Genomic DNA, 22,611 nt, shown 5'->3' with positions numbered 1-22,611 from the left:
GAGGCAGTAGCCAACCGTCCGAACGGCACCACCGGCAGAATCGCCGACAGCATCACCACCCGAGGAGCCGACAGCCCCATGAACGGAAACACCCGCTTCGCCGACAAGGTGGCAGTGGTCACCGGAGCCGCGTCGGGCATCGGCGCGGCCACCGCCGAACGGCTCGCCGCCGAAGGCGCCGCGGTGATCCTCGCCGACATCGCCGAGGTCGCGGGCGAGCGTGTCGCCGCGGGCATCCGAGCAACGGGCGGCCGGGCCCTCTTCGTCCGCACGGACGTCGCGGACGAGGGCGACTGGGGGCGGATCGTCTCCGCGGCGCGCACCTTCGGCCCCGTCGACGTCCTGGTGAGCAACGCCTTCACGGTCGACGTCACCCCCGCGCACGAGATGACCGTCACCTCGTGGGAGCGCCAGCTCGCAGTGAACCTCACCGGAGCATTCCTCGGCTTCCGTGCGGTCCTGCCCGACCTGCGCGAACGCCGCGGCGCCGTGGTGCTCACCTCCTCGGTCCACGCCCACAAGGGCATCCCCGGACATCCCGCGTACGCGGCGTCCAAGGGCGCGCTGCTCTCTCTGTGCGGACAACTGGCGGTGGAGTACGGACCCGAGGTGCGGGTCAACGCCGTCCTGCCCGGCCCCATCCTCACCGGGGCATGGGACCGGGTCCCGGAGGAGGACCGGAGGCAGAGCGTCACCGAGACTGCCGCCAAGCGTTTCGGCACCCCCCAGGAGGCCGCGGCGGCGATTGCGTTTCTCGCCGCCGACGAGGCGTCCTACATCACGGGATCGAGCCTGCTGGTGGACGGCGGCTGGTCCGTCGTCAAGGCCTCGGCCTGACCGTCTCCGTACCCATCGCACACCAGAAAGGTACACAGACATGACGCCATACGCGCGCCGCGGAGTGCACGGCCAGACCGTGGAGACTCTCGCGCGCCGGGTGCTGAGCGGCGAGATCCCCGAAGGAGCGACACTCGATCTCGTGGCACTGCAGGGCGAGTTGGACGTCAGCCTGACCGCCTTGCGGGAATCCCTGAAGGTCCTCGCCGCCAAGGGGATGGTCGACGCGCGCCAGAAGCGCGGCACCTTCGTCAGAGCCCGCTCCGACTGGAATCTGCTCGATGCGGACGTGCTGCGCTGGCAGTTCGCGGGCGGCCCCGAATCCGGCGCCGACCTGGCGCTGCTGCGCAACCTCGGTGAGGTGCGCGGCATCATCGAGCCGGCCGCCGTCCGGCTGGCCGCCGAACGCCGCACCGATACCGACCTCGACGCACTCGAAGCGGCCCTCACCGCGATGGGCGAGCAGGAGGGCGGCGCGGCCCACGCGGTCGAGGCGGACCTCGCCTTCCACCGCGCGCTCCTCGCGGCCACCCACAACGAACTGCTGGAACGCATGGAGATGGTCATCGAGTCCGGCCTCGCGCACCGCGACGAGATCGTGCACAGCTCACTGCACGGCGAGGACCCCGTACCCAGTCACCGTGCCGTCCTGGACGCCGTGCGGGCGAACGACCCGGCCGCCGCCGAACGCGCCATGCGTGCCCTGCTCGACCAGGCCGTACGCGACCTCGACCGGGTCCACGGCACCCGGCCGGCCACCGACGAGGGGACCGCGAACCGGTGAAGATCACTCGCATCGAGACCTTCCTCGTACCGCCACGCTGGCTGTTCTGCCGGATCGAGACCGACGAGGGTGTCGTCGGCTGGGGGGAACCCGTGGTCGAGGGCCGGGCCGAGGTGGTCCGGGCCGCCGTCGATGTCCTCGCCGAATATCTGATCGGACAGGACCCGCTGCGCATCCAGGACCACTGGCAGGTGCTCAGCAAGGGCGGCTTCTACCGGGGCGGCCCGATACTCTCCAGCGCCGTCGCCGGAATCGACCAGGCCCTGTGGGACATCGCAGGAAAGGCCTACGGTGCCCCCGTGCACGCACTGCTCGGCGGCCCCGTGCGCGACCGGGTCCGGGTCTACGCCTGGGTGGGCGGCGACGAACCCGCCCGGCTCGCCGAGGAGATCACCGCCCAGGTCGAGGCCGGCTTCACCGCCGTCAAGATGAACGCGGCGGGCCGCACCTCACCACTGGTCACCCCCGCCGAGACCGCCGCCGTCGTCGAACGGGTGGCCGCCGCCCGCGAAGTGCTCGGTCCCAGCCGCGATGTCGCCATCGACATGCACGGAAGATTCGGTCCTGCCGGGGCGCGCCGGGTGCTGCACGCCATCGAGCCCCTGCACCCGCTGTTCGTGGAGGAACCCCTCCTGCCCGAGCAGGGGCATCTGCTGCCCGCCCTCGTCGGAGCCACCGCCGTCCCCATAGCCACCGGCGAACGGCTCTACGGGCGCGCCGAGTTCCTGCCCGCCCTCACGGCCGGCATCACGGTCGCCCAGCCGGACCTCTCGCACGCCGGAGGCATCTCCGAGGTCCACCGCATCGCCTCGCTCGCCGAGACCTACGGGGCGCAGCTCGCCCCGCACTGCCCGCTCGGCCCTATCGCCCTCGCGGCCAGCCTCCAGATCGCCTTCGCCACCCCGAACTTCCTCATCCAGGAGCAGAGTCGGGGCATTCACTACAACAAGGACGCCGACCTGCTGTCGTACGTCGTGGACACCGAACCGTTCCGTTTCGTCGGCGGACGGGCGCGGCGGACGGACCTGCCGGGGCTCGGCATCACCGTCGACGAGAAAGCCGTACGCGCGGCCGACCGGACAGGACACGCCTGGCGCAATCCGGTGTGGCGGCACGACGACGGCGCCTTCGCCGAGTGGTGAGCGCCATGACCCCGCCGCGGATCGAGACCGACCCGGCCCACGGCGGACGGTGGACGTCCCTGCGTGCGGCCGGCCGCGAATGGCTCTGGCACCGCGAGGAGCCACGCCGCCCCGGCGTCCGTCCGGGCGACGCCTTCGCCGACGCCGGTGGACTGGAGGAATGCGTACCGACCATACGCGGCACACCCGACCACGGCGATGCCTGGGCCCGGCCCTGGCAGTGGGCCGATGGCACCGAGTCCGTCGACTGCCCGGACTTCCGGCTCAGCCGCCGGATTCGCAGCAACGGGGGCTGCGCAGTGGCCGACTACCGGCTCACGGCCGAACCCGGCTACCGCTTCCTGTGGGCCGCGCACGCGCTGTTCGATCTCTCGGAGGAGGCCCATATCGGGATCAGGGACGGCGCGCCGACCCGCTTCTATCCCGACAGCGGCGCCCGGTGGACTCCCTGCTCCTGGCCGTCGCAGCCCGGGCGGACGGAAGGGCTCGACCGGCTCGGGCCGGATGACGGGACGGCCGTCGGAGCCATCGTCGACACCCCGCAGGTGTACGTCCGCGACGGCGCGGCCACGTTGCGCATGGCCGTCGAGGCCGAAGGCCAGCCGGTGTCCGTAGCGCTGTGGCGCAACCTCGGCGGCTTCCCCGAGCAGGAGCCGTACCGGTCCGTAGGGGTCGAGCCCATGCTCGGCCGGGTCTTCGACCTGGCGGCCGCGCGGGACGGGGACGCCGCGTGCGTCCCGCGCAGCGGCGAGGTCCGCTGGCGTCTCACCCTGGCTGCGCAGGCACCGGAGTCGTGGACACAACAAGCGCAACAGACGGAGCCGGAAACCGACACGGCACCAGAAGACACAGACAGGAAGGGAACTCACACGTGGATCTGCTGACCGCGCTGCGCACCCACCGGATCGTCGCCATCGTGCGCGGCGACGACGCGGACGCCGCGCTCAGGACCGTACTGACCCTGGCGGAGGAGCACCTCCCGCTCATCGAGGTCTCTCTCAGCGGAAAGGACGCACTCGACGTCATCCGCCGGGCCCGCGCCGCGCTGGGCCCCGGTGCACCGCTCGGTGCGGGCACCGTCCTCACCGCCGAGGACGCGCACGCGGTACGCAACGCGGGAGCCGGCTTCGTCGTCACCCCTGCCGTCTGCGAGGCCGTCACGGAGGCCGGGCGGCTCGGGCTGCCCGTCCTCGCGGGGGTGATGACCCCCACCGACATCGTCGCCGCACGGCGGCTCGGTGCGGACGCGTTCAAGATCTTTCCCGCGGCGCAGGCCGGTGGCCCCGGATATCTGAGGGCACTGCAGGGCCCGTTCCCGGACGCGCCGTTCGTGCCGGTCGGGGGGGTGGACGCCGACGCGGCCGGGGCCTATCTCGCGCACGGGGCTACCGCGGTGGGTGTCGGGTCGCCGCTGATCAGCGACGCGGCCGACGGCGGCAGCCTCGAAGCACTCCGCGAGCGGGCGCGCGCCTTCCGCGACACCGTACGCGCCGCCGCCCCCGCGGACGCCGTCCGATGACCGCCGGCACACCGGCCGTCTGCTGGCAGGACCGGCTCGGGCTCGGTGAAGGAATACGCGCGGTCGACGACGGCATCGTCCTCGTCGACATCCTCACCGGGCGGCTGCTGGCCGGACCCACGGACCGCTCAGCTCCGCTGACGCAACTCGCCCGGCTGTCCGTGCCCCTGGGCGCGGTCTCCCCCGTCCACGCACGCCCCGGCACCTGGATCGCGGCCGCCGGAACCGGTATCTGCCTGATCACCGCGCACGGGCGGACCGAGTGGCTCGCGCGCCCCGAGGACGGGGCCGCCACGGCCATGCGGATGAACGACGCGACCGCCGATCCGTACGGCAGGTTCTGGGCAGGCAGCATGGCTTACGACGCCGAGGACGGCGCGGGCTCCCTCTACCGTGTCGACCACGAGGGCACGGTGATCCGGGTGCTGGACGGCCTCACCGTTCCCAACGGCCCGGCATTCTGTGCGGACGGCACCGTGATGTACCTCGCCGACAGTGCCAAGGGCATCATCCGCCGGTACCCGGTCGACCCGGACACCGGGCTGCCGGGTACGCCGGACACTTTCGCCACCTTCGACCGCGGCAGCCCCGACGGTATGACGGTGGACGCCGAGGGCGCCCTGTGGACTGCGGTCTGGGGCACCGGCACCGTCCACCGCTATCGCGCCGACGGCACCTTGGACCGGCAGATCCGAATTCCTGCGACGCAGCCCGCCGGGCTGTGCCTCGACGGGGACAGCCTGTACGTCACCAGCGCGCGGCACGGTCTCGCTGCACCCGGACCGCTGGACGGTGCGGTCTTCACCACCCGGGTCGGCGTCCGGGGCCTGCCCACGTGTGCCTACTACCCCGGGAGAACCGAGTGACGACGATTCACACGTCCCGTGAAACCGGTCGGCGGCCGGTGACGGGACCGGTGACCTGTATCGGTGAGACCATGGCCGCGCTGATCCCCGAACCCGCCGCCCCGCTGGACGGCGCCGGTCTGCTCGGGATCCGGATCGCGGGTGCCGAGTCCAACGTGGCGATGTACCTCGCCGACCACGGGGTGCCCGCCCGTTGGGTCTCCGCGCTCGGTGACGACCCGTTCGGACACCGGATCCGCGCCGAGGTGGCCGCATCCGGTGTCGATGTCAGCGGCGTACGCACCGACCCGCACCGCCCGACCGGACTCCTCGTCAAGGACCCCGGCACCGAGGCCACCCGGGTCCACTACTACCGGCGCGGCTCCGCCGCCTCGGCCCTGACCCCGGACCTCCTGGACGACGACGCCGTGCGCTCCGCAGGCCTCATCCACCTGAGCGGCATCACCCCGGCGCTCTCGGCAGGCTGCCGGGACATGGTCACCGCGCTGCTCGAGCCCGACATTGCTGAACGCCCGTGCCCCGTGAGCTTCGACGTCAACCACCGGGCCGCTCTGTGGGCGGACGGTGCGGCGGCCACCGTGCTGCTCGGGCTCGCCCGACGGGCGGACATCACGTTCGTGGGCCTCGACGAGGCACAGGCCCTGTGGGGAGACGGACTGGCCGACGCCTTCGCCGTACGGGACTTGCTGCCACAACCGCCCGTCCTCGTCGTCAAGGACGGTGCACGGGCCGCCACCGCCTTCGACGGCCCCAGGGTCCATACCGTTCCCGCGCCCAGGGTCGAAGTCATCGAACCGGTGGGCGCCGGTGACGCGTTCGCGGCCGGGTTCCTCGCCGGGCTGCTGCGCGGCGAGGAACCCGTACGGGCGCTGCGGCTGGGACATCTGACGGCGGGCGCCGCACTGCGGGTGACCGGCGACCACGGCCCGCTGCCGGACCGCGCCCGCCTCGCCGAGCTACTCGACGCGGCGCCCGAGGAGTGGGCAGAAGGTGAGTGACCCGGCGATCCGGCCACTGAGCTGAACCGCATTCCGTGCGACCCTGAAGCCAGGCGTGATCGCCTCGGCCGATGGGAGAACACAGGTCCGATGCCTGCACCACGGACCTCCGCCATGACAACCAACATCCCCTGCTGTCACGGACTCCACGCTACGAGGGGAACTTCAGGTCTGGCCTCCCCTGAACACGGCACACTGCCCGGCCGGGCAGGCGACAAGGACATGATCGAGGGGGCGTCCTGTCCGTCGCCCCGGGCCAGGGCCGTCGTCGGGGGCCGTCCTCGTTCGTCAGGCCCCGCTCGCACCGAGATCGTCGACTATGAGGTTGTCCAGGACAAATGCGTCGCCAGCGACCCTCTTGATGCCGAGCCATACGGCCCCATCGGAGGCCGGGCCCGAGCGGAAGGTGCGTACATAGGTACGGTGCGGCGCCGGGTTCTGGGGCGGCAGGCTGTCGTTCCACCCAGGAGGCGTGGGGTCCGCCGCCAGGGGCGGTGTGTCGAGTTTGCGGTCCGTCGTCGGCAGCAGCTTCTCCTCGTCGATCTGGGCGCCCCCGTCCCGGCCGAGCACGACACGGTAGTCCGAGCCGGGGTCAGCCTGGTAGTCGAACGTGACGCGGTAGGTGCGGTTCGGCAGGAAACGGAGAGTCTGCGGCAGGGTCCGATAGACGATGCCCGCGGATTCGCTGAGTGTCTTGAGCGAGTAGCGACCGCTGATCGTGTCGCGTGTGTAGCCCTTGTGGGTCTCCGAGAGATGGCTGCGTTCACCGTCGCCGGAGGCGGGCACGAAGGGGCCGAGGCCCTCGTCGACGTGCTCGAAGTCCTCCGTGTACCAGTGCCCGCCGAACTCGGGGCCAGCACCTGGCAGGGGTACGAGCCGCACGTCCGCGAAGTCCACCGTGTTGCCGGTGGCGGCCGGGTCGGCGCGCAGAGTGAGTTCCACCGCGGCTCGCGCGGTGCCGGTGACGGTGAACAGCACGCGCATGCGCTGGAACATCGTGCCCCTGCGGCGGCCGTTACCCAGAACGCAGCGCAGTGGCGAGGAATCCGTCCAGTTGGCGGCCACCGGACCTGAACGTCCGTCATCGTCCCGGCCCTTGACGCCGGTGCCCGTGACGGACAGCACCGCCTTGCGGGAGCCGGTGACCCGTACCCAGACCGAGGCTGCGTATGTACCCGCCGGCAGGGCCTCCACTCGCTGGCTCACCGAGGCTTCTTCCGGGGCGTCGATCCGCAGGTACGGCAGGCCGTCGCCGTCATCGGTGACGCGCGCGGTGCCTCGTGCCGTCCAGCCTTCCAGGGTCCGGCCCGTGAAGGCGGGATGAGCGAGGAGGCCGCCCGAGCCGTAGCGCGGAGCTGGCTGGAGCTCCGGTTCGGTGCGGTAGAGGACGTAGGGGGTCTGGGCCTCGGCTTCGACCGTGACCTTGCCGTCCTTGACCGGGACGCGGCTGGCAGTGCCGCGGCCCTGCTCGGTGAGCCGGTACAGCAGGAGGCTGCTTGCCTTGGCCCAGTGCGCGGGCAGCTCCCAGGTGGTGGTGCCACCGGTCGGGTTCCAGTGGTAGATCTTCCGTGGGTCGGACTCCTTCGCGAAGTCCCACGGGATGAAGAGGGTGTCGCCGTCGCCGAGGAGCCGGCCGTGCCAGGTGATGCGGGTGACACCGGTGGCGGTGCTGACGTGTACGCCGTCGGTGAGGTCGAGTTCCTTGTCGGTCCACCGCGTGATCTCGAAGTGCTGGAGGAACTTGGTCGGCAGGTTCGTGACGAACGTAGACTTCAGCCACGCCTTGAGGTTCTTCTGCTGCTGCCAGCCCAGGTAGTGGGTGTTGTCGGCACCGTGCAGCAGCGGATGGCGCTCCCAGGCATCACGCTGGGTGTGGCGGATGAAGCGGATGATCCGGGAGCCGATTCCCTGGCTGGTCTGGCCCGCGTAGGTAAAGACACTGTCGCGCTCGAACTGACCGTCCGCCTCGGCGCCCAGCGGCAGTCCGTGTCCGGTGATGACGGCGGCTTGCCGGGCCGCGTGCCAGCCCCCGGTCCAGTACGTGTCGGAGTACACGAAGCCCAGCTTGGGCAGGTCCTTGACCAGTTTCTTGAAACGCGCGGCGAAGGCCCCGGTCGCCTGGTCCTTCACGACATCGGTGTGCCAGGACTGGTCCATCCATCGCCAGCCCGGATCACCCGGTCCGTTGCTGCGGTCCCAGCGGAAGCTCGCCGACTCCGGGTAGGCCTCCCAGGCGTTGATGTGGACCCCGATCTCGGCATTCCACTCCTTGGCCCGCTCGGTGAGCGTACGGAGGTCCGCGCGCCCGCCGGCCCGGGTGTTGTACGGGGCCGCGTATTCCATGTGCCCGCTGTCGTGCCCTTCGGAGCGGTACCCCTTGAGCAGGATCGCCTGCGGCAGGCCGTCGGTGTACAGCGAGGTCCGGCGGATCTCGTCGAGCACGGTCAGGAAGGGTTGGTGCCCGTGGCTCGCCAGATTGATGGCGATGCCCTGGACGACCTTGGTCCGGGCCCAGTCGGCGGCATGCGGGGCGCGCATGATGCCGCGGAAGGCGATCGCCGCGTCCTGCCAGTCCGCCACCCCGTCACCGTTGCGGTCGGCAGTGACCACCACTGCCGCCTCGGGCAGCGCGAACACCTTGCCGTCGGCACCCCGGTACACCCACTCGCCGCTCGCCAGCTCGGTGCGCTTCACACCGTCCTGGCCGGTGCTGGTGCGATGCAGCAGCCGGTCGTCGGCGCAGGTCCAGGACTCCACCGCAGCGGCCAGCCGGCCGGTGTCGAGGAGAGCGTAGGAAGTGCGGTGCCAGTTGCCGTCGCCGGCGGCGTCGGCCACCGTCGTGAAGACATCGGCGGGCGCCGGCTTGCCCAGCCCGTATTCCAAGGCACAGTGCGACAACCTGCCCGCCTGCGCCGCCGAGACGGAGACGAACCCGAGTCCGGGCAACCCGAACGTGGAAACCTTGACCGCGCCGTTCTCCACGATGTTGTCGGCCTTGACTCGCAGGACGTCCTTGGTCAGCCGGAACCAGAGATCAACCGTCACGGACAGTTCGGCGACCGTGAGCCGGTACCGCGCCGACTCGCCCTTGGCGAGCACGGCCACCTTGGGGACGTAGTCCTGACCGTTGATGCTGACCGTTGTCGCGGTGTCTACCGAGCCACCGAGTGTGTCCCCGGTCGCCGTCCAGCGGTAGCCGACCACCCGCGGAAAACCGGCGTCGAGTGTCACCTCCAGGCGCGACGACCGCAGCACCACCGTCCGGCCAGCGGCCGCCGACGCCGGAACCGCCGCCACCGCTCCGAACCCGGCCACGACGACGGCAACCGCCGCCGTACCCCCCTGCAGCACGGCACGACGCGGCACCCCTGTCGGTGCGCTCAGCGAATCCACGCGCGCCGGCCCGTCTGGCTCTTCCATTGGCTCCTCCGTGAGATTTTGTCTCCCGTGCAACTCCGTGAACCCAACCGTTCAGCAGGACAGGTCTCCTGTTATAGAGAGCGGCACAGTGGCCAACCATGGACTGCCTGCGAGAACCGTTGGACTTACATATCGGGTGCTTGGCCTCGGCGTTCACTTGCGGCCGGCGAGGTGTGGTTTGCTGTCGATCCGGCCGCTGTCCGGTCGGCTTGAGCTGCCGGCATGCCGAGGTCTCGGCCTGTGGCCGGGTGCTCCGAGGTCTTGTGAGACTTCCGCCCGTCGAGCAGCATGTGCTGTTCGACGGGCGGAGGGTGGAGAGGGAGCGCGGCAGTGTCACCGCGTCAATCCCCGATCCCGCCCGCCTCGGGCCCCCGTCTCGTCGAGGACCCGGCTACGGGAGTTCAGCCAGTCTTCGAGACGAGCACGTGAACCGGGGCGGTAGGCGCCGACAGCAAGCCGGATACCGGATCGACGCCGACTGCGGTGAGTACTGACTGGCCGGATTTGATGCGCGTGCCGCAGTGCCAGTTCCCGTTCTGATCGGCGGGGTGGTTCACGCAGGCCGGCACACCTGACACCGAGACGGTGATCAGCTCGCCCGCGGTGGCGGTGCCCTCGATCCGCACTCGGCCGGGGTGGATCGTGGACTGGTCCGCCGGCTTGGTGAGTACCGGTGTCGGGGCCGGCTTGCCGGGCGCGGTTACCAGGGCTCCGGCGACGGAGGCGAAGGTGCCGTGGGACGCGGCGTTCTTCGTGTTGGTGACGGTCACGACCATCGTGTGCTGCTTGGTCGGGTCGAGACCGGTGCGGGTGAACACCGATGTCAGGCCGCCGCTGGCGCTGTAGAGGTCGACCGCGGTGGGCGAACCGCCGTCGACCGACACGTTGACGATGCCATTGCTGGGATTGGTCACGGACTGAAGGGCGACGCCGTCCCCCTGGAACGTCAGCTTCGCGGTGTCGCCGACGGTGTTGTCCCAGGTGTTTCCGCCGCCGGACGACCACGTGCCGCTGTACTGCCACTGGTTCACTGCGCTGCCGGTCGTGGAGTAGTCGATGTTCGTTACCACTCCCGGGCTGTGCACGCCTGCCGGCAGTGCCACCGGAACGGCCAGATCGGTCAGGGCGCTGACCGTCACGTTGTCGTACTGCTCTCCGGCCAGGTAACCGCTGGCGACGAGACCGACCTTGCCGGCGGAGTGAGTGGCGTCCGTTACCGAGCCGACCGTAGTGCCGTCAACCGAGGCGTAGATCAGCGATCCGTCGAACGTGAGCGCCAGGTTGTGCCAGGTGTTCAGCCCGGCGGCCGAGGCCACGGTTCCGCCGGCCAGCGACTTGACGTTCCCTGAGCCGCTTCTGAGGTTGATCGACCAGGCGCCGGTGTCGCCGAGCGTGAGCGAGTAGAAGTTCACCTTCGTCGGGTCGGGGTCCAAGTTGTGCTCGCGGCCCAGGATCCCGACCGAGCCCGGCTGGGCGTTGCGCACGTCGGCGGACACCTGGTAGTTGCTCCAGGCTTGGCCGCCGAGCACCGTGTACGGGTAGGAGTTCGGACGGTTGCTCCACTCCAACGGCTTGGTCGGGGTGTCGAGCTGAACGCACTTGCCGTCACGGTCCGCACACGGCTCGACGGTGAACGCGCCCTCCATGTTGGCCAGGTAGCGGGCCTGCTGCCCCTGGGTTCCCTTGTCGAACGAGTCGGAGTAGGGAAGCGGGAGCGGCTTGCTCGCCGGCGACGCGGCGCTGCCCTTGTGCTGCCCGGTCGTGGTGGTGAACGAGTAGATGTAGTTGGGCTGCAGGGTCATCGTCACCGAGCCGTTCGCGTCGGGCACGAGCTCCTTGCCCTGCACGAACCACTGCGAACGGTCGCCGGAGACCAGGTTGGTGCTCCAGACGTGCACGGGCCGGGTGGACAGCCCGCCACTGACGGTGAGCTTGACCGTCTGCGGGCCGGTGGCCCGGGTCGTCTCCACAACGGAACTCCAGTCGCTGCCGTTGGGCGACTTCAGCGTCACGTAGCTGCCGACCTTGTCGGAGGTCTGGTCCCCCAGATAGCCGCTCCCGCCGTCCAGGTACTGCCAGCCCGGCTGCGTGAACTGCGTCGTGTGCGCGGTCACCCAGGTCGACAGGCCGACGTCGTAGTAGCCCGACCACGGCTCGTTGGCCATGACCAGTCCCTGGTCGGCGTAGGCGACGTCCGAGTAGGTCGAGGCGACGACGGGCCAGTTGACACTCGCGGTCATCCGTCCGTCGACGTAGTCGATGTTGTTGGCCCGTGCCATCGGCAGGCCGCCGGCGTTGTAGTTCATCGAGCCCTGCTCGCTGGCCCACAGCGTCGTGTTCAGCGCCTGAGTGGCCTGCGAGGTGCGGCAGTCCGTTTCCACGTTGGGGTACTCGGGGATCGGCGTGGGGCCGTTCCACCCGCAGGGGTAGTGCTCACCGATGGCCGAGATGGCCTTGGCGAAGGCCGCGTCCTGGGCCATGGCGCTGCCGACCTCCGAGAACGATTCGACCTGATCCGAGGCCACCAGCTTGACCGCGCCGAACCCGTGCTCGTCCAGGGCTGCCCGCAGGTCCTTCCACCAGGTCGTGTTCCAGCCGCCGCGCTCGTTCCAGCCACCCATGTAGGCGACGGTCAGACCGCGCTGCTTGGCGCAGCCCAGCCAGTCGACAAGGAACTGGATTCCGTTCTGCGAGTACATGTTCGATCCAACCCAGCCCGGTGCCGACCAGGTCAGCCCGGTAAGCGTGATGTGGGGGTTGCGCTTCACCGCCTCCTGGGCGATCCAGAACTCGTAACCCGCGTCGCAGTTGATCACTCCCCGGGTCTCCTCGATGGTGTGCTCGGCGCCGGAGGTGGTGTTCCCGTCCCCGCCGGTCTCGAGCTTCAGCATCTGCAGGTTGGCGCCGTAACCAGGCTTGAAGAGGTAGTCCAGGATCGCGTTGCGCTGCTTGGCCGGGTAGTCGGTCAGCAGCCGGGTGTTGCCACCGCCGCCGCTGATCGCGCCGATCCCGTCGAAGGTCCGGCCCGAGTCCTGACCGTTGACCGCTAACGACGTGCCCGGCAACGCGGCCGCGCCCGCTCGGGCCGGGGCCAGCAGGGCCGCCACAGCGGCCATGATCACGGCCAGGACGGCGACGACGGCCGCGAAGCTGCCTTCACCACCTATCCGTTGGCCTTCTCTATGCGTGTACATGGGCTTGTCTCCTAGGCGGTTTCCACAAGTGATCCTGCGTGGTGGATCACGGTCGGGTGATACGTCGCCATGCGCTGTCCGATGGCGGGTGAGAGTTCGTCCGGCCGCTGCTGGCCGAGTCCTTGCGGGGCAGGAAGCGGCTGGACGAGCGCACGGTGGTCAACGGGATTGTGGGGAAGTTCCGGACGGGCACGGCCTGGCGGGATGTGCCCGAGCGGCACGGGCGGTGGGCCACGCTGCACCTCCGTTTCCGCCGCTGGGCCCTGGACGGCACTTTCGAGCGGATGCTCGAGGCAGCACAGGCCAGGCCGGACGAGGCCGCGGGCATCGACTGGCTCGTGTCGGTCGACTCCACCGTCGTCCGCGCACACCGTCACGCCCCCAGGGTCCAAAAAAGGGGGCTCTGCCGCCCCGCCCTCGGACGCTCCCGAGGGGGCCTGACCAGCAAGATCCACCTCGTCTGCGACGCCATCGTTCGCCCGCACGCCTTCACCGTCACAGGCGGGAAGCGGCGCAACATAGTTGAGCGGCGTTTGAATCGCTTGAAGCAGTGACGCGGCATCGCCACCCGCTACGACACAACCGCGGAGTCCTACCAAGCCGCCGCGCAATTGCTGATGCGGGCATGACATTTTGCCTCCTAGGGGACGGCACCCTCACCAAGTGGATGGCGACTGGTCAGGTGGAGCGATGTGAGAGGCCAGCCAGAAACACAACTGAACCAACTAAACCAAACAGATTCGCTCAGACGGCTTGAGGTTAGGCAGACGCCTTCATCACGTCAAGGTTTCGCGCCGGCAATACGGTGCGTTGTGATGATCGATAGGGCGCCATTTCGATCAGTTCAGCTCACGCCTCGAGCGGGGAAGTCGGCGGCATCCGCGCCGGGAGCGCTGAGGATGCCTCCAGAGCGTTCGGTTCTCACGGGCGAAGGGTTACGGCCTGGTTCGCCGCAGGGAGTTCCCATGCCGCGGAAAACGTGCCGTCACCGCACCCTTGACCAAGAGCAGCAGACTCGGGTGGGACCCCATACGCCCGTTGCTGAACGTCAACTCCCAGCACGCGCTGCGGCCGACCGGGCGCCGCGACATCGACAGATCTGAGCGGTAGCCGGTTGCTACGCATGCTTTTCAGCTAATGCGGCCGCACATCCGCCGGTACCCATAACCAGAGGATTCGGGCGTGGTCCTGTGGAGCGGACCACCGGGTCGTGCCGCGCCATCGGCCCTGAGCGTGCTGCGAGCACGGCGTTCCCGTGGATCGCCCGAGTATTCCGACAAGGAAGCGGCACCTCACATCCGAAGACGCGGCGGCTGAAAGGAGTCACGCTCCATGAGCGAATCTGTTGGAAAGTATTGAGATCAGCGCAGATCCGCGCTTCAATTTGCGCGCAACGGGTCCACCTCATGTACCACGGACCACTCATCCGCTGGAGGTGTTGGGCCGCAGGCCCATGGCGACGACGGGAGTGTGCAACTGTGGGTAATCCGCGGATCGGTGCGATCGGGTGCGGGGAGCGCCACACCCTCGCCGCGACGGCGCACAGACCCGGCCACGGCCCTCGTATCACCGCAGTGGCCGACCTCGACGAGTCCGCCGCACGGCAGGCGGCTGGTCAGCTCGAGCCGGTCGTCTCACCGCAGTTCAATCGGGGCAGATTGTGCTGCTCGGCTGCGGGGTGTGCGGGCCGGCATACGTGATCCAGCACGAACTTCTCCGGGGCGCGCTGTTCACCACCGGCGTCTCGCCGGCGGTTCCCTTCGGCGTTCGGCTCTCCACTGAGGCCTCGGTGAGGCGGGACCTCTCAACCCGCTCGTCGCCGCCCTTCTCCTGACGTGCTGTCTCGGCGTCTTCTTCACTCCGCCCGGCCTCCGGGCCGTGTTCCCCGGCCCGGAGGCCGGCCGACAAAAGGCACGGCGGCTGCGACATCACGCACGCCGACCGTGCCCCATCTTGCGTCGCGTTTCCCGGCGTGACGCATCAACGAACTCTGATCGCTCCTGATTCCGCGGCACCGAAGCGGGAGCGCTTCAGTGTTGTGACCCATCTAGTGGAGGTTCCCATGAGCTTGAGAGGCGTAAGACGCCGGCTCCTGCACCGCTGTCTGGCGACCGGTACGGCCATCGCTCTACTCGGCGGCCTGGGCGTGGCCACGGGTGCGACGGCGGCGTCGCAGCCAATAGCCGCGCGGGCCAGTCAGTCCGCAAGCCCGGCGGGTACGGCGCATTCGGTGACGTACGACGACTACTCGTTCAAGATCGACGGCAAGCGGACCTACCTGTGGTCCGGTGAGTTCCACTACTTCCGGCTGCCCAGCCAGGACCTGTGGCTGGACGTGCTGCAGAAGATGAAGGCGGCCGGCTTCAACGCGGTGTCGGTGTACTTCGACTGGGGTTACCACTCGCCCGCGCCCGGCGTCTACGACTTCACGGGCGTGCGTGACGTGGACAAGCTGCTGGACATGGCCGACCAGCTCGGCATCTACGTGATAGCCCGTCCCGGCCCGTACATCAACGCCGAGGTGGACGGCGGCGGATTCCCCGCCTGGCTGCACAACAAGGTCAGCGAGACCCGTACCACCGACCCGGAGTGGCTGAAGTACTCGGACGAGTACCAGACGCAGATCGACCGCATCCTCGCCCGCCACCAGCTCACCAACGGCACCGGCACGGTGATCCAGTACCAGGTCGAGAACGAGTTCTACGACAGCAGCGCGGGCGCCCGGGCGTATATGAAGCACCTGGAGGACAAGGCCAGGGCGGACGGCATCAGCGTGCCGTTGGTCGGTAACAACGACGGCACGTTCAACTCCGGCACAGGCGCCTTGGACGTGGACATGGTCGATTCCTACCCCCAGGGCTTCGAATGCGACAACCCGTCGCACTGGAACGGCGTCCCGGACATCAGCTACAACCACCCGGCCGGAAGGCCGGTGGCCACCATGGAGTTCCAGGGTGGTGCGTTCGACTGGTGGGCCGGCCCCGGCTACGACAAGTGCGCGCAGATGGTCAACGACAAGTTCGCCGATGTGTTCTTCAAGCAGAACATAGCGGTCGGCGCGACCATGCAGAACATCTACATGACCTACGGCGGCACCAACTGGGGCTGGCTGGGCATGATGAGCCACTACACGTCCTACGACTACGGCGCCGCGATCCGTGAGACGCGCCAGCTCGACCCGAAGTACAACCAGGAAAAGCTGATCGGCTACTTCACACAGGCCGTCGCCCCGCTCACCAAGACCAACGCCCTGCCCGCGGTCCCGACCGACAATCCCAAGATCGTCGACACCGCCCGGGCCAATCCCGACACCGGTACCCAGTTCCACGTGCTGCGGCACACCGACTCCACCGCGACCAGCACCGACAGCGCGCACCTGAAGATCGACCTCGGCGCGGGGGGACGTTACACCGTCCCGCAGCAGCCGGGCACGTCGCTGACGCTGAACGGCCGGCAGTCCTCGATCATCGTCGCGAACTACGACCTCGGCAGCAACAACCTGCTGCGCTACTCCACCTCGCAGATCATGACGAACGCCACCATCGGCGGGCGCGACGTCGCGGTCCTCTACGGCGACCACGACTCGGACGGCGAGACAGTCCTGCACTACGGCACGAAGCCCACCGTCACCTCCACCGGCGGCAGCGTCACCTCCACCTGGGACGCGGACACCGGCGACCTGCGGCTCAACTACCGGCACACCGGCCTGACCAAGGTCCAGATCAGCGGCGGCGGCCACCCGCTCCAACTGCTGCTCGCCGACACCGCGACCGCCAAGACCTTCTGGCGACAGGACACCGCGGCCGGCCCGGTCCTGGTCCGCGGCACCCACCTGCTGCGCGGCGCCTCGTCCGACGGCACGACCCTCGCCCTCAACGGCGACACCGGCACCGACGGCTCGGTCGAGGTCTGGTCCACGACCTCCTCCCTGACCTGGAACGGCCGGAAGGTCCACACCAGTCTGATGAAGGACGGCGGCCTCACCGCCACGCTCCCCACCGCCGCCGAGGTCACCGTGCCCGCGCTCACCGGCTGGAAGCACGCCCAGGAGTCGCCGGAATCGCAGCCCGGCTTCAACGACTCGTCCTGGCAGGTGGCCGACAAGACCACCTCAAAGATCACCACTCCGGCCACCCTTCCGGTGCTGTCCGCCGACGACTACGGCTTCCACACGGGATCCACCTGGTATCGCGGCCGGTTCACCGGCGACAGCAAGACGACCGGCATCACCTTGGCCGCCCGGAGCAGCGGCAAGGCGGCAGCCTCCTCGGTGTGGCTCAACGGCACCTTCCTCGGCAGCTCCACCGACGACGGCAAGAAGACCTACACCTTCCCGGCCGGCGTCCTGAAGACCGGCAGCGACAACGTCATCTCCGTCCTCACCGTGAACATGGGACACGACGAGAACTGGGGACGGTCCGACTCCAGCACCGTCCGCGGCCTGACCAGCGCCACCCTGGTGGGAGACACACCGGAAACCATCACCTGGCGGCTGCAGGGCGTACGCGGCGGGGAGACCCCGGTCGACACCGTGCGCGGCCCGCTGGCCACCGGCGGCCTGTACGGCGAGCGCGCCGGCTGGATGCTGCCCCACTACCCGACCGACGACTGGACCCCGACCACCCTGCCCGCCACCGACACCACCCCCGGCGTCTCCTGGTACGCCACCGACGTCGCCCTGGACCTCCCCAAGGGACAGGACACCTCACTCGGCCTCACCATCACCGACGACCCGTCCCGCAAGTACCGCGCGGAGATCTACGTCAACGGCTGGCACATGGGCAACTACGTCAACTACCTCGGCCCGCAGCACAGCTTCCCGGTCCCGAACGGCATACTCAACCCGAACGGGAACAACCGGATCGCCATCGCTGCGTGGAACATCGACGGGAGCACCGGCGGCCTCGGCAAGGTCGAGCTCACCAACTACGGCAGCTACGCCTCCTCCCTGAAGGTCGCGCAGAACGACAGCCCCCGCTACGACAAGGCGCAGTACGCCATGCCGGCCGCGCCCCGATCCACAGTCGCCCTCCAGGTGCCCGGCACGGTCGCAGGCGGCCACTCCTTCACCGCGACCACGACGGTCAGCGTGCCTGCCGACGCGCCCCCGGCCACCGAGGTGACCGCCGCGCTCGCTGCGCCCGACGGCTGGACGGTCACCCCGCACGCGGCAGCGGCCGACCCCGTGCGGGTCGCCGGCGGGGCATCGGCCACCTTCACCTGGGACGTCACCGCGCCGGCCGCCCTCGGCCAGGTGAACCCGCTCACCACCACCGTGCAGTTCGTCCAGGGCGGCCGGTCGCAGACCGTCGCCGACGAGCGGATCGTTATCCCGCCCCAGCCGGTCCTCCTTCCGCAGTCGAAGATGTCGGTTGCCTACGCGGACAGCCAGGAGACCGCCGGCGAGAACGCCCCGGCCGCCAACGTCCTCGACGGCGACCCGGGCACCTTCTGGCACACCCAGTGGTCCGGCACCACCGCACCGATGCCGCACGAGATCCAGCTCAACCTCGGCGGCGACAACACCGTGTCCTGTCTGTACTACCTGCCACGCCAGGACGGTGCCAACGGCCGCATCGCCAAGTACGAGGTGTACACCAGCAAGGACGGCACCGCCTGGGGCGACCCGGTCGCCACCGGAACCTGGACCAACACCTCCACGGAACAGAAGGCCTGCTTCACCCCGGTCGGCGCGCACTACATCCGGCTGCGCGCGCTCAGCGAAGTCAACGGCAATCCGTTTACCACAGCTGCCGAGATCAATGTCGGCTGAGCGGATACCGCCGGTAAATCCAGGACCTGCATGACGACGGCCTGTACGACCCCGTTTGGGTCGTACAGGCCGTCGTCGTCTTCCGGGGTGGGTTCGTGTCGTTAGGGGCATGTGATGATTGGCCCGCGTCGTTCCCTGTCTCGACTGGCGTCTCATCCGGCTTTGCGGGCCGTCCCTGCGGTGGGCGGTGGGCTTCTGGCCGCTACCGTGAAGGTCTGCCGTGCGTGCGGTGTTCCGGGGGTGCCAGTGCGAGTGAACGTGGAGGCAGCGCCGGTGGTCGGGATGCTGGTGATGCCGCCGGTGTCGGCGTTCAGTCACAGGCCCGCCGGCAGGGCGCCCTCGGCAACGGAGTAGCGGATGCGCTGGAGGGACCGAGACTCCCGCCCGCGACCAGGTATCGGATCGCATCCAACATCTGGTGGCAGTAGCCTTCGGACTGTCCACCCCGCCTCTCCTCTGGTCGAGTCCTTCAAGGGCGGCTCCTGGTTCAGGTCGGCGACCATCGAGGGCGACGCCCGATTCGCGGAGCGGGTCACTTTTGATGCGCCGTTCGTGAGCCAGTTTTCAACCGTCGCCGACAGATCCGTGCGGGAGAAGGCGAGGTACGCGTTCACCCCTCTCCAGTCCATTCCGCCGTGCGCGGTCTGGTGGCATGGAGCCGGGACTGGCCGCCGTCGAAGCAGCGCGGCGTACGAACTCCCGGACCGGCACGGGATCCGCTCCGTCGTGTGTGCCCGGTAGGGGACGCTATTCGGTTGGGGTGAAAGGCCCGGCAGGGCGGGCACGATGCCTGCGCCCTGCCGGGACGGGGTGAGTCGTCAGTCTTCGGCGAGGCTGACGTTGATCTCAGCAGCCGTGGTCCACGGATTGCCGTTGACTTCGCTGAGCGCGCGCAGCCGGATGTAGTGCGCGCCGACCGGGGTGAAGCAGGCCTTCTGTTCCGTGGAGGTGTTGGCCCAGGTTCCGGTGGCGACCGGGTCTCCCCAGGTGGTGCCGTCCTTGCTGGTGTACACCTCGTACTTGGCGATGCGGCCGTTGGGACCGTCCTGGCGCGGCAGGTAGTACAGGCAGGTCACGGGTTTGTTGCTACCGAGGTCGAGTGTGATCTCGTGCGGCATCGGTGCGACGGTTCCGGACCACTGGGTGTGCCAGAAGGTGTCCGGGTCACCATCGACGGCGTTGGTGGCCGGGGAGTTCTCGCCGACGGTCTCCTGGCTGTCCGCGGAGACCACGGTCAGGTGCGGGTACGCCACCGGTATGGCCAGCGACGCCGTGGTGTTGCCGGGGCCGCCGGTGTAGGCCACTGACACCGTGCTGGTCTGCGGGCCGTAGGCGGCGTTCGAGGCGACGTTGACCGTCCATGACGCCTCCGCGGTGGCCCCGGCGGCGATCGAGCCGACGTTGACTGTCGCCGAGGAGGTGGTCCAGCCGGACGGCAGCGAGATCGTCGCCGCGGTCCCGGGCATCGTGGTCGTGCCGATGTTGGATATGGACGCGGTCATAGTCAGCGAGCCACCGCGGTCGACGGAGCTGTTGCTCGACGAGAACGTCACCTCTGGGGAGGTAACCAGGGTGCCGGTCGTGAAGGTGCCCTGGGCGTCGGCGACTCCGGGGCCGCCCTTTGCGGTGACGGTGAAGGTGGTGTCCGCCGAGGACGCCGGGATGCCGGTGATGCCGCCGGTGTCGGGGTTGAGGTGCAGGCCCGGCGGCAGTGAGCCGGCAGTGATCGTGTAGCGGACGGTTTCCGGGCTGTTGGTGGCTACTCGCGTCTCGTACAGGCGTCCTGCGGCCAGCGCGGGCAGCCCCTTCGTGGTGAACGCCGGGGTGGGAGCCACGACGGACTGCGCGGCACCGACGGGGTTGCCGCTGGCGTCGAGCCGTTGGAGCGACCAGGACTTCCCGGGGACGACGACGGACAGGTGCCAGTGCGTCGACTGGTCCCGGAACAGCGCGCGTTGGGAGGCGGTGAACGCTCCGAGGTTGCGCGCCATCTCCCACTGCTTGACCGCGTCCAGCAGCACCGGCGTGTTCTGCCCGCCGCCGGTCAGGCTGGACACGGAGGTCTGGAATCCGGCGCCGGCGTTCAGGCCCGCGCCCCGCGCGAGGTTGTCCTCGACGGTACGCAGATTGGCGCTTCCCGGCAGCGCGATCCAGCCGAGCATCCCAGGCAGGTAGTTGGCCTGGTAATAGGCGTTGTTGGTGAACACCTGGCTCATGCTTGTGGAGCCGACTTCGCCCCAGCTGGCCCGGGACAGGGCGTCCCAGACGTTCGAACCCTCACGGCTGGTCTCGGAGATGAAGCCGTCCTTGGCGTTCAGCTGCGTGAAGGACCCGTTCACCATGCGGGCCATACCGTACGCGCCCCAGCCGGCGTCCGAGGCGGACTCCAGCCCGTCGAACGAGGTCGCCGTGATGCCGGTGGTGTTCCAGATGGTGGCGAACCGGGTGGCGACGTCGTCGATGATGTTCAGGTTGCCGTAGCCACCGCCGTACTGGTTCATCTGCACCCGGTAGGCGGTGGCGCCGGTGGAATGGGAAGCCGTCGACGATGACCACTGCCCCCGGGCCAGCCCGGTCACCTGGCACTCGCCGCCGACCGTGCTGGACCCGGTGTAGGTCAGGAACTCGTTGTCGATCAGCAGCCGCTTACCCTGCAGACCGGCGGCCAGCGGGTCACAGCTCGCCATGGAGAGCGTGGTGTCGCCGGAGGCCAGTGGCCGGGTCAGCTTGGTGCTCTGTCCGTGTGCGAGGCCGGGGCTGGGCGAAGGCTTGATGTAGGGGTCGTTCGTGTCGATGAAGTTCGACAGAGTATGCGCGCCCACCGCGACGCCGTTGGACGTGGAGGTGCTCACCAAAGTGGTTGCGGCGGCGTCGCTGCTGCCGAATTGAGAATTGAACTGGTAGTGCCCGGCCGATTGCCAGGGGCCGTCAGCCCCGGGCAGCGAGTAGACCATGTCGATGCCCGCGGCCTTGGCGAACTGGTCGGCCGCCCCGACGTTGCCGGTGTTGAGGTCCGACAGGACCAGGATGGACTTGGAGGTCGCCTGCGCCGTCTTCTGCCACTGCCCGTTGATCGTCGGGTACGGAAGGTTCTGGTTCTTGGCGATCGTCGACAGCACGGTCGGCACGAGATCCGGCGTGGTGCCGTACAGCGCGATCTCCGACCCGACGATCTTGCCGCCGCTGGGCAACGGCCCGACCGGGATCCTGTAGCCGGAATCGTTCATCCGCAGGCGCTGCTTGGTGTAGTCGAAGGTGAAGGCGCGCAGCAGGTTCCCCCAGGGGGTGTGGCCGCCGACGGCCCACTGCTCCAGTGGGTGATCCGAATCTGACACCCGCAGGTGGGAGTAGTTGAGGTCTACCTCGTCCTGCCAGCCCATGCCGGTGTAATCGCGGGGCCAGCCGCCCTCGGTGCGGTCGTTGAGTACCTTCATCCCCGCCGTGAAGCCGCCGTTGCTCGCGAGGCCGGCCGACTCCCCGAGCCTTTCGGTGAGCGTGGTCGCCAACGGACCCCACAGCAGGGTCTGCACATCGGAGGTGGGCGGCGCCTTGACCTTCGTGACGGTGAACGTCGTATACGACGCACGGTCGTGCACCACCACGTCGACCTCGGTGCCGGCCGCGGAGTTCGTGAACGCCAGCACGCTGCCGGTCCGCGTCAGCGCGGTCGGCTTCACCTGCTTCCCACCGACCACCAGGCTGACCAGGGGGGCAGAGCCGTGCCCCGCCACGAGGTGATTCTGGCCGGTGCGCCTGTCGACAAGGCTGGTGACCTGACCGGTGGTGTCCATCCCCACGCGCAGGTACCCGGCGTCCACCTGGACACCGCTGGAAGGGTCCGGTCCGACCGCCGCTGACGCGCTCTCCGCGCCTACCGCTACCGGTCCGGCAGTCAGCAGGCCTCCGACCGCGATCGTGGCCATCAGACGTGCAATGAGTTTTCGTCTCAGATTCATACGTGATGCTTCCTTCTCATGTGGGTGCGAACTTCACGGTGGTGGTGCGGTGGTTCTCACCCGTCGCTCTCGTGATCACGACACCCCGTCCTCCCGGAGCGCATCACGACGGGCGCCTCACG

General features: G+C 69.1%; 12 protein-coding genes. 9 read left to right on the top strand and 3 right to left on the bottom strand.

What is annotated here, in order from left to right; all coding sequences use genetic code 11:
- Positions 1-78: 78 nt before the first annotated feature.
- The 7 genes from OG306_RS37160 to OG306_RS37130 are packed head-to-tail and all read left to right on the top strand — an operon-like array spanning position 79 to position 6,146.
- Positions 79-837, top strand: coding sequence for an SDR family NAD(P)-dependent oxidoreductase (locus OG306_RS37160; RefSeq protein WP_266750899.1), 759 nt, complete (start codon positions 79-81; stop codon positions 835-837).
- A 40-nt stretch (positions 838-877) separates the two neighbouring features.
- Complete coding sequence (locus OG306_RS37155; protein ID WP_266750898.1) at positions 878-1,621, top strand: FadR/GntR family transcriptional regulator; 744 nt, start codon at positions 878-880, stop codon at positions 1,619-1,621.
- Positions 1,618-2,763 (top strand): galactonate dehydratase, encoded by a 1,146-nt coding sequence (dgoD, locus tag OG306_RS37150; RefSeq protein WP_371666123.1) that lies wholly within the window; start codon positions 1,618-1,620, stop codon positions 2,761-2,763. The genes OG306_RS37155 and dgoD overlap by 4 nt, the downstream gene beginning before the upstream one ends.
- 5 nt (positions 2,764-2,768) lie before the next feature.
- Positions 2,769-3,647: a hypothetical protein gene (locus tag OG306_RS37145; RefSeq protein WP_371666122.1), complete on the top strand. Its 879-nt coding sequence runs from the start codon at positions 2,769-2,771 to the stop codon at positions 3,645-3,647.
- Positions 3,635-4,282, top strand: coding sequence for a bifunctional 4-hydroxy-2-oxoglutarate aldolase/2-dehydro-3-deoxy-phosphogluconate aldolase (locus OG306_RS37140; protein WP_266904544.1), 648 nt, complete (start codon positions 3,635-3,637; stop codon positions 4,280-4,282). Before OG306_RS37145 ends, OG306_RS37140 begins: the two co-directional genes overlap by 13 nt.
- Positions 4,279-5,148, top strand: a complete 870-nt coding sequence (locus tag OG306_RS37135) for an SMP-30/gluconolactonase/LRE family protein (RefSeq protein WP_266750892.1) — start codon at positions 4,279-4,281, stop codon at positions 5,146-5,148. The genes OG306_RS37140 and OG306_RS37135 overlap by 4 nt, the downstream gene beginning before the upstream one ends.
- Positions 5,145-6,146, top strand: coding sequence for a sugar kinase (locus OG306_RS37130; RefSeq protein ID WP_371666121.1), 1,002 nt, complete (start codon positions 5,145-5,147; stop codon positions 6,144-6,146). Before OG306_RS37135 ends, OG306_RS37130 begins: the two co-directional genes overlap by 4 nt.
- Positions 6,147-6,434: 288 nt before the next feature.
- On the opposite strand, the gene OG306_RS37125 is transcribed toward OG306_RS37130, so the two are convergent.
- Positions 6,435-9,566 (bottom strand): endo-alpha-N-acetylgalactosaminidase family protein, encoded by a 3,132-nt coding sequence (locus OG306_RS37125; protein ID WP_266750889.1) that lies wholly within the window; start codon positions 9,564-9,566, stop codon positions 6,435-6,437.
- 401 nt (positions 9,567-9,967) lie between these two features.
- The gene (locus OG306_RS37120) at positions 9,968-12,760 is read right to left on the bottom strand and encodes a LamG-like jellyroll fold domain-containing protein (RefSeq protein ID WP_266750888.1); all 2,793 of its coding nucleotides are present in this window, start codon (positions 12,758-12,760) and stop codon (positions 9,968-9,970) included.
- A 107-nt stretch (positions 12,761-12,867) separates the two neighbouring features.
- On the opposite strand from OG306_RS37120, the gene OG306_RS37115 reads away from it, so the two are divergent.
- On the top strand, positions 12,868-13,314 hold the full coding sequence (locus OG306_RS37115; protein WP_323184067.1) for an IS5 family transposase: 447 nt from the start codon (positions 12,868-12,870) through the stop codon (positions 13,312-13,314).
- A 1,508-nt stretch (positions 13,315-14,822) separates the two neighbouring features.
- Positions 14,823-18,533 carry a beta-galactosidase gene (locus OG306_RS37110; RefSeq protein ID WP_266750887.1) on the top strand — a complete coding sequence of 1,237 codons (3,711 nt, stop codon included), beginning with the start codon at positions 14,823-14,825 and terminating at the stop codon, positions 18,531-18,533.
- Positions 18,534-19,351: 818 nt separating this feature from the next.
- On the opposite strand, the gene OG306_RS37105 is transcribed toward OG306_RS37110, so the two are convergent.
- Complete coding sequence (locus tag OG306_RS37105; RefSeq protein ID WP_266750885.1) at positions 19,352-22,489, bottom strand: discoidin domain-containing protein; 3,138 nt, start codon at positions 22,487-22,489, stop codon at positions 19,352-19,354.
- Positions 22,490-22,611: the final 122 nt, after the last annotated feature.

Origin of the sequence: Streptomyces sp. NBC_01241 (assembly GCF_041435435.1) — a bacterium.
Lineage (GTDB): Bacteria > Actinomycetota > Actinomycetes > Streptomycetales > Streptomycetaceae > Streptomyces.
This window is presented reverse-complemented; position numbering and strand designations above follow the sequence as displayed.

Excerpts from the sequence above, each read along its gene's own strand:
- OG306_RS37160 (WP_266750899.1), top strand. The coding sequence starts at position 79 with ATGAACGGAAACACCCGCTTCGCCGACAAGGTGGCAGTGGTCACCGGA.
- OG306_RS37155 (WP_266750898.1), top strand. The coding sequence starts at position 878 with ATGACGCCATACGCGCGCCGCGGAGTGCACGGCCAGACCGTGGAGACT.
- OG306_RS37145 (WP_371666122.1), top strand. The coding sequence starts at position 2,769 with ATGACCCCGCCGCGGATCGAGACCGACCCGGCCCACGGCGGACGGTGG.
- OG306_RS37135 (WP_266750892.1), top strand. The coding sequence starts at position 4,279 with ATGACCGCCGGCACACCGGCCGTCTGCTGGCAGGACCGGCTCGGGCTC.
- OG306_RS37125 (WP_266750889.1), bottom strand. The coding sequence starts at position 9,566 with ATGGAAGAGCCAGACGGGCCGGCGCGCGTGGATTCGCTGAGCGCACCG.
- OG306_RS37120 (WP_266750888.1), bottom strand. The coding sequence starts at position 12,760 with ATGTACACGCATAGAGAAGGCCAACGGATAGGTGGTGAAGGCAGCTTC.
- OG306_RS37110 (WP_266750887.1), top strand. The coding sequence starts at position 14,823 with ATGAGCTTGAGAGGCGTAAGACGCCGGCTCCTGCACCGCTGTCTGGCG.
- OG306_RS37105 (WP_266750885.1), bottom strand. The coding sequence starts at position 22,489 with ATGAATCTGAGACGAAAACTCATTGCACGTCTGATGGCCACGATCGCG.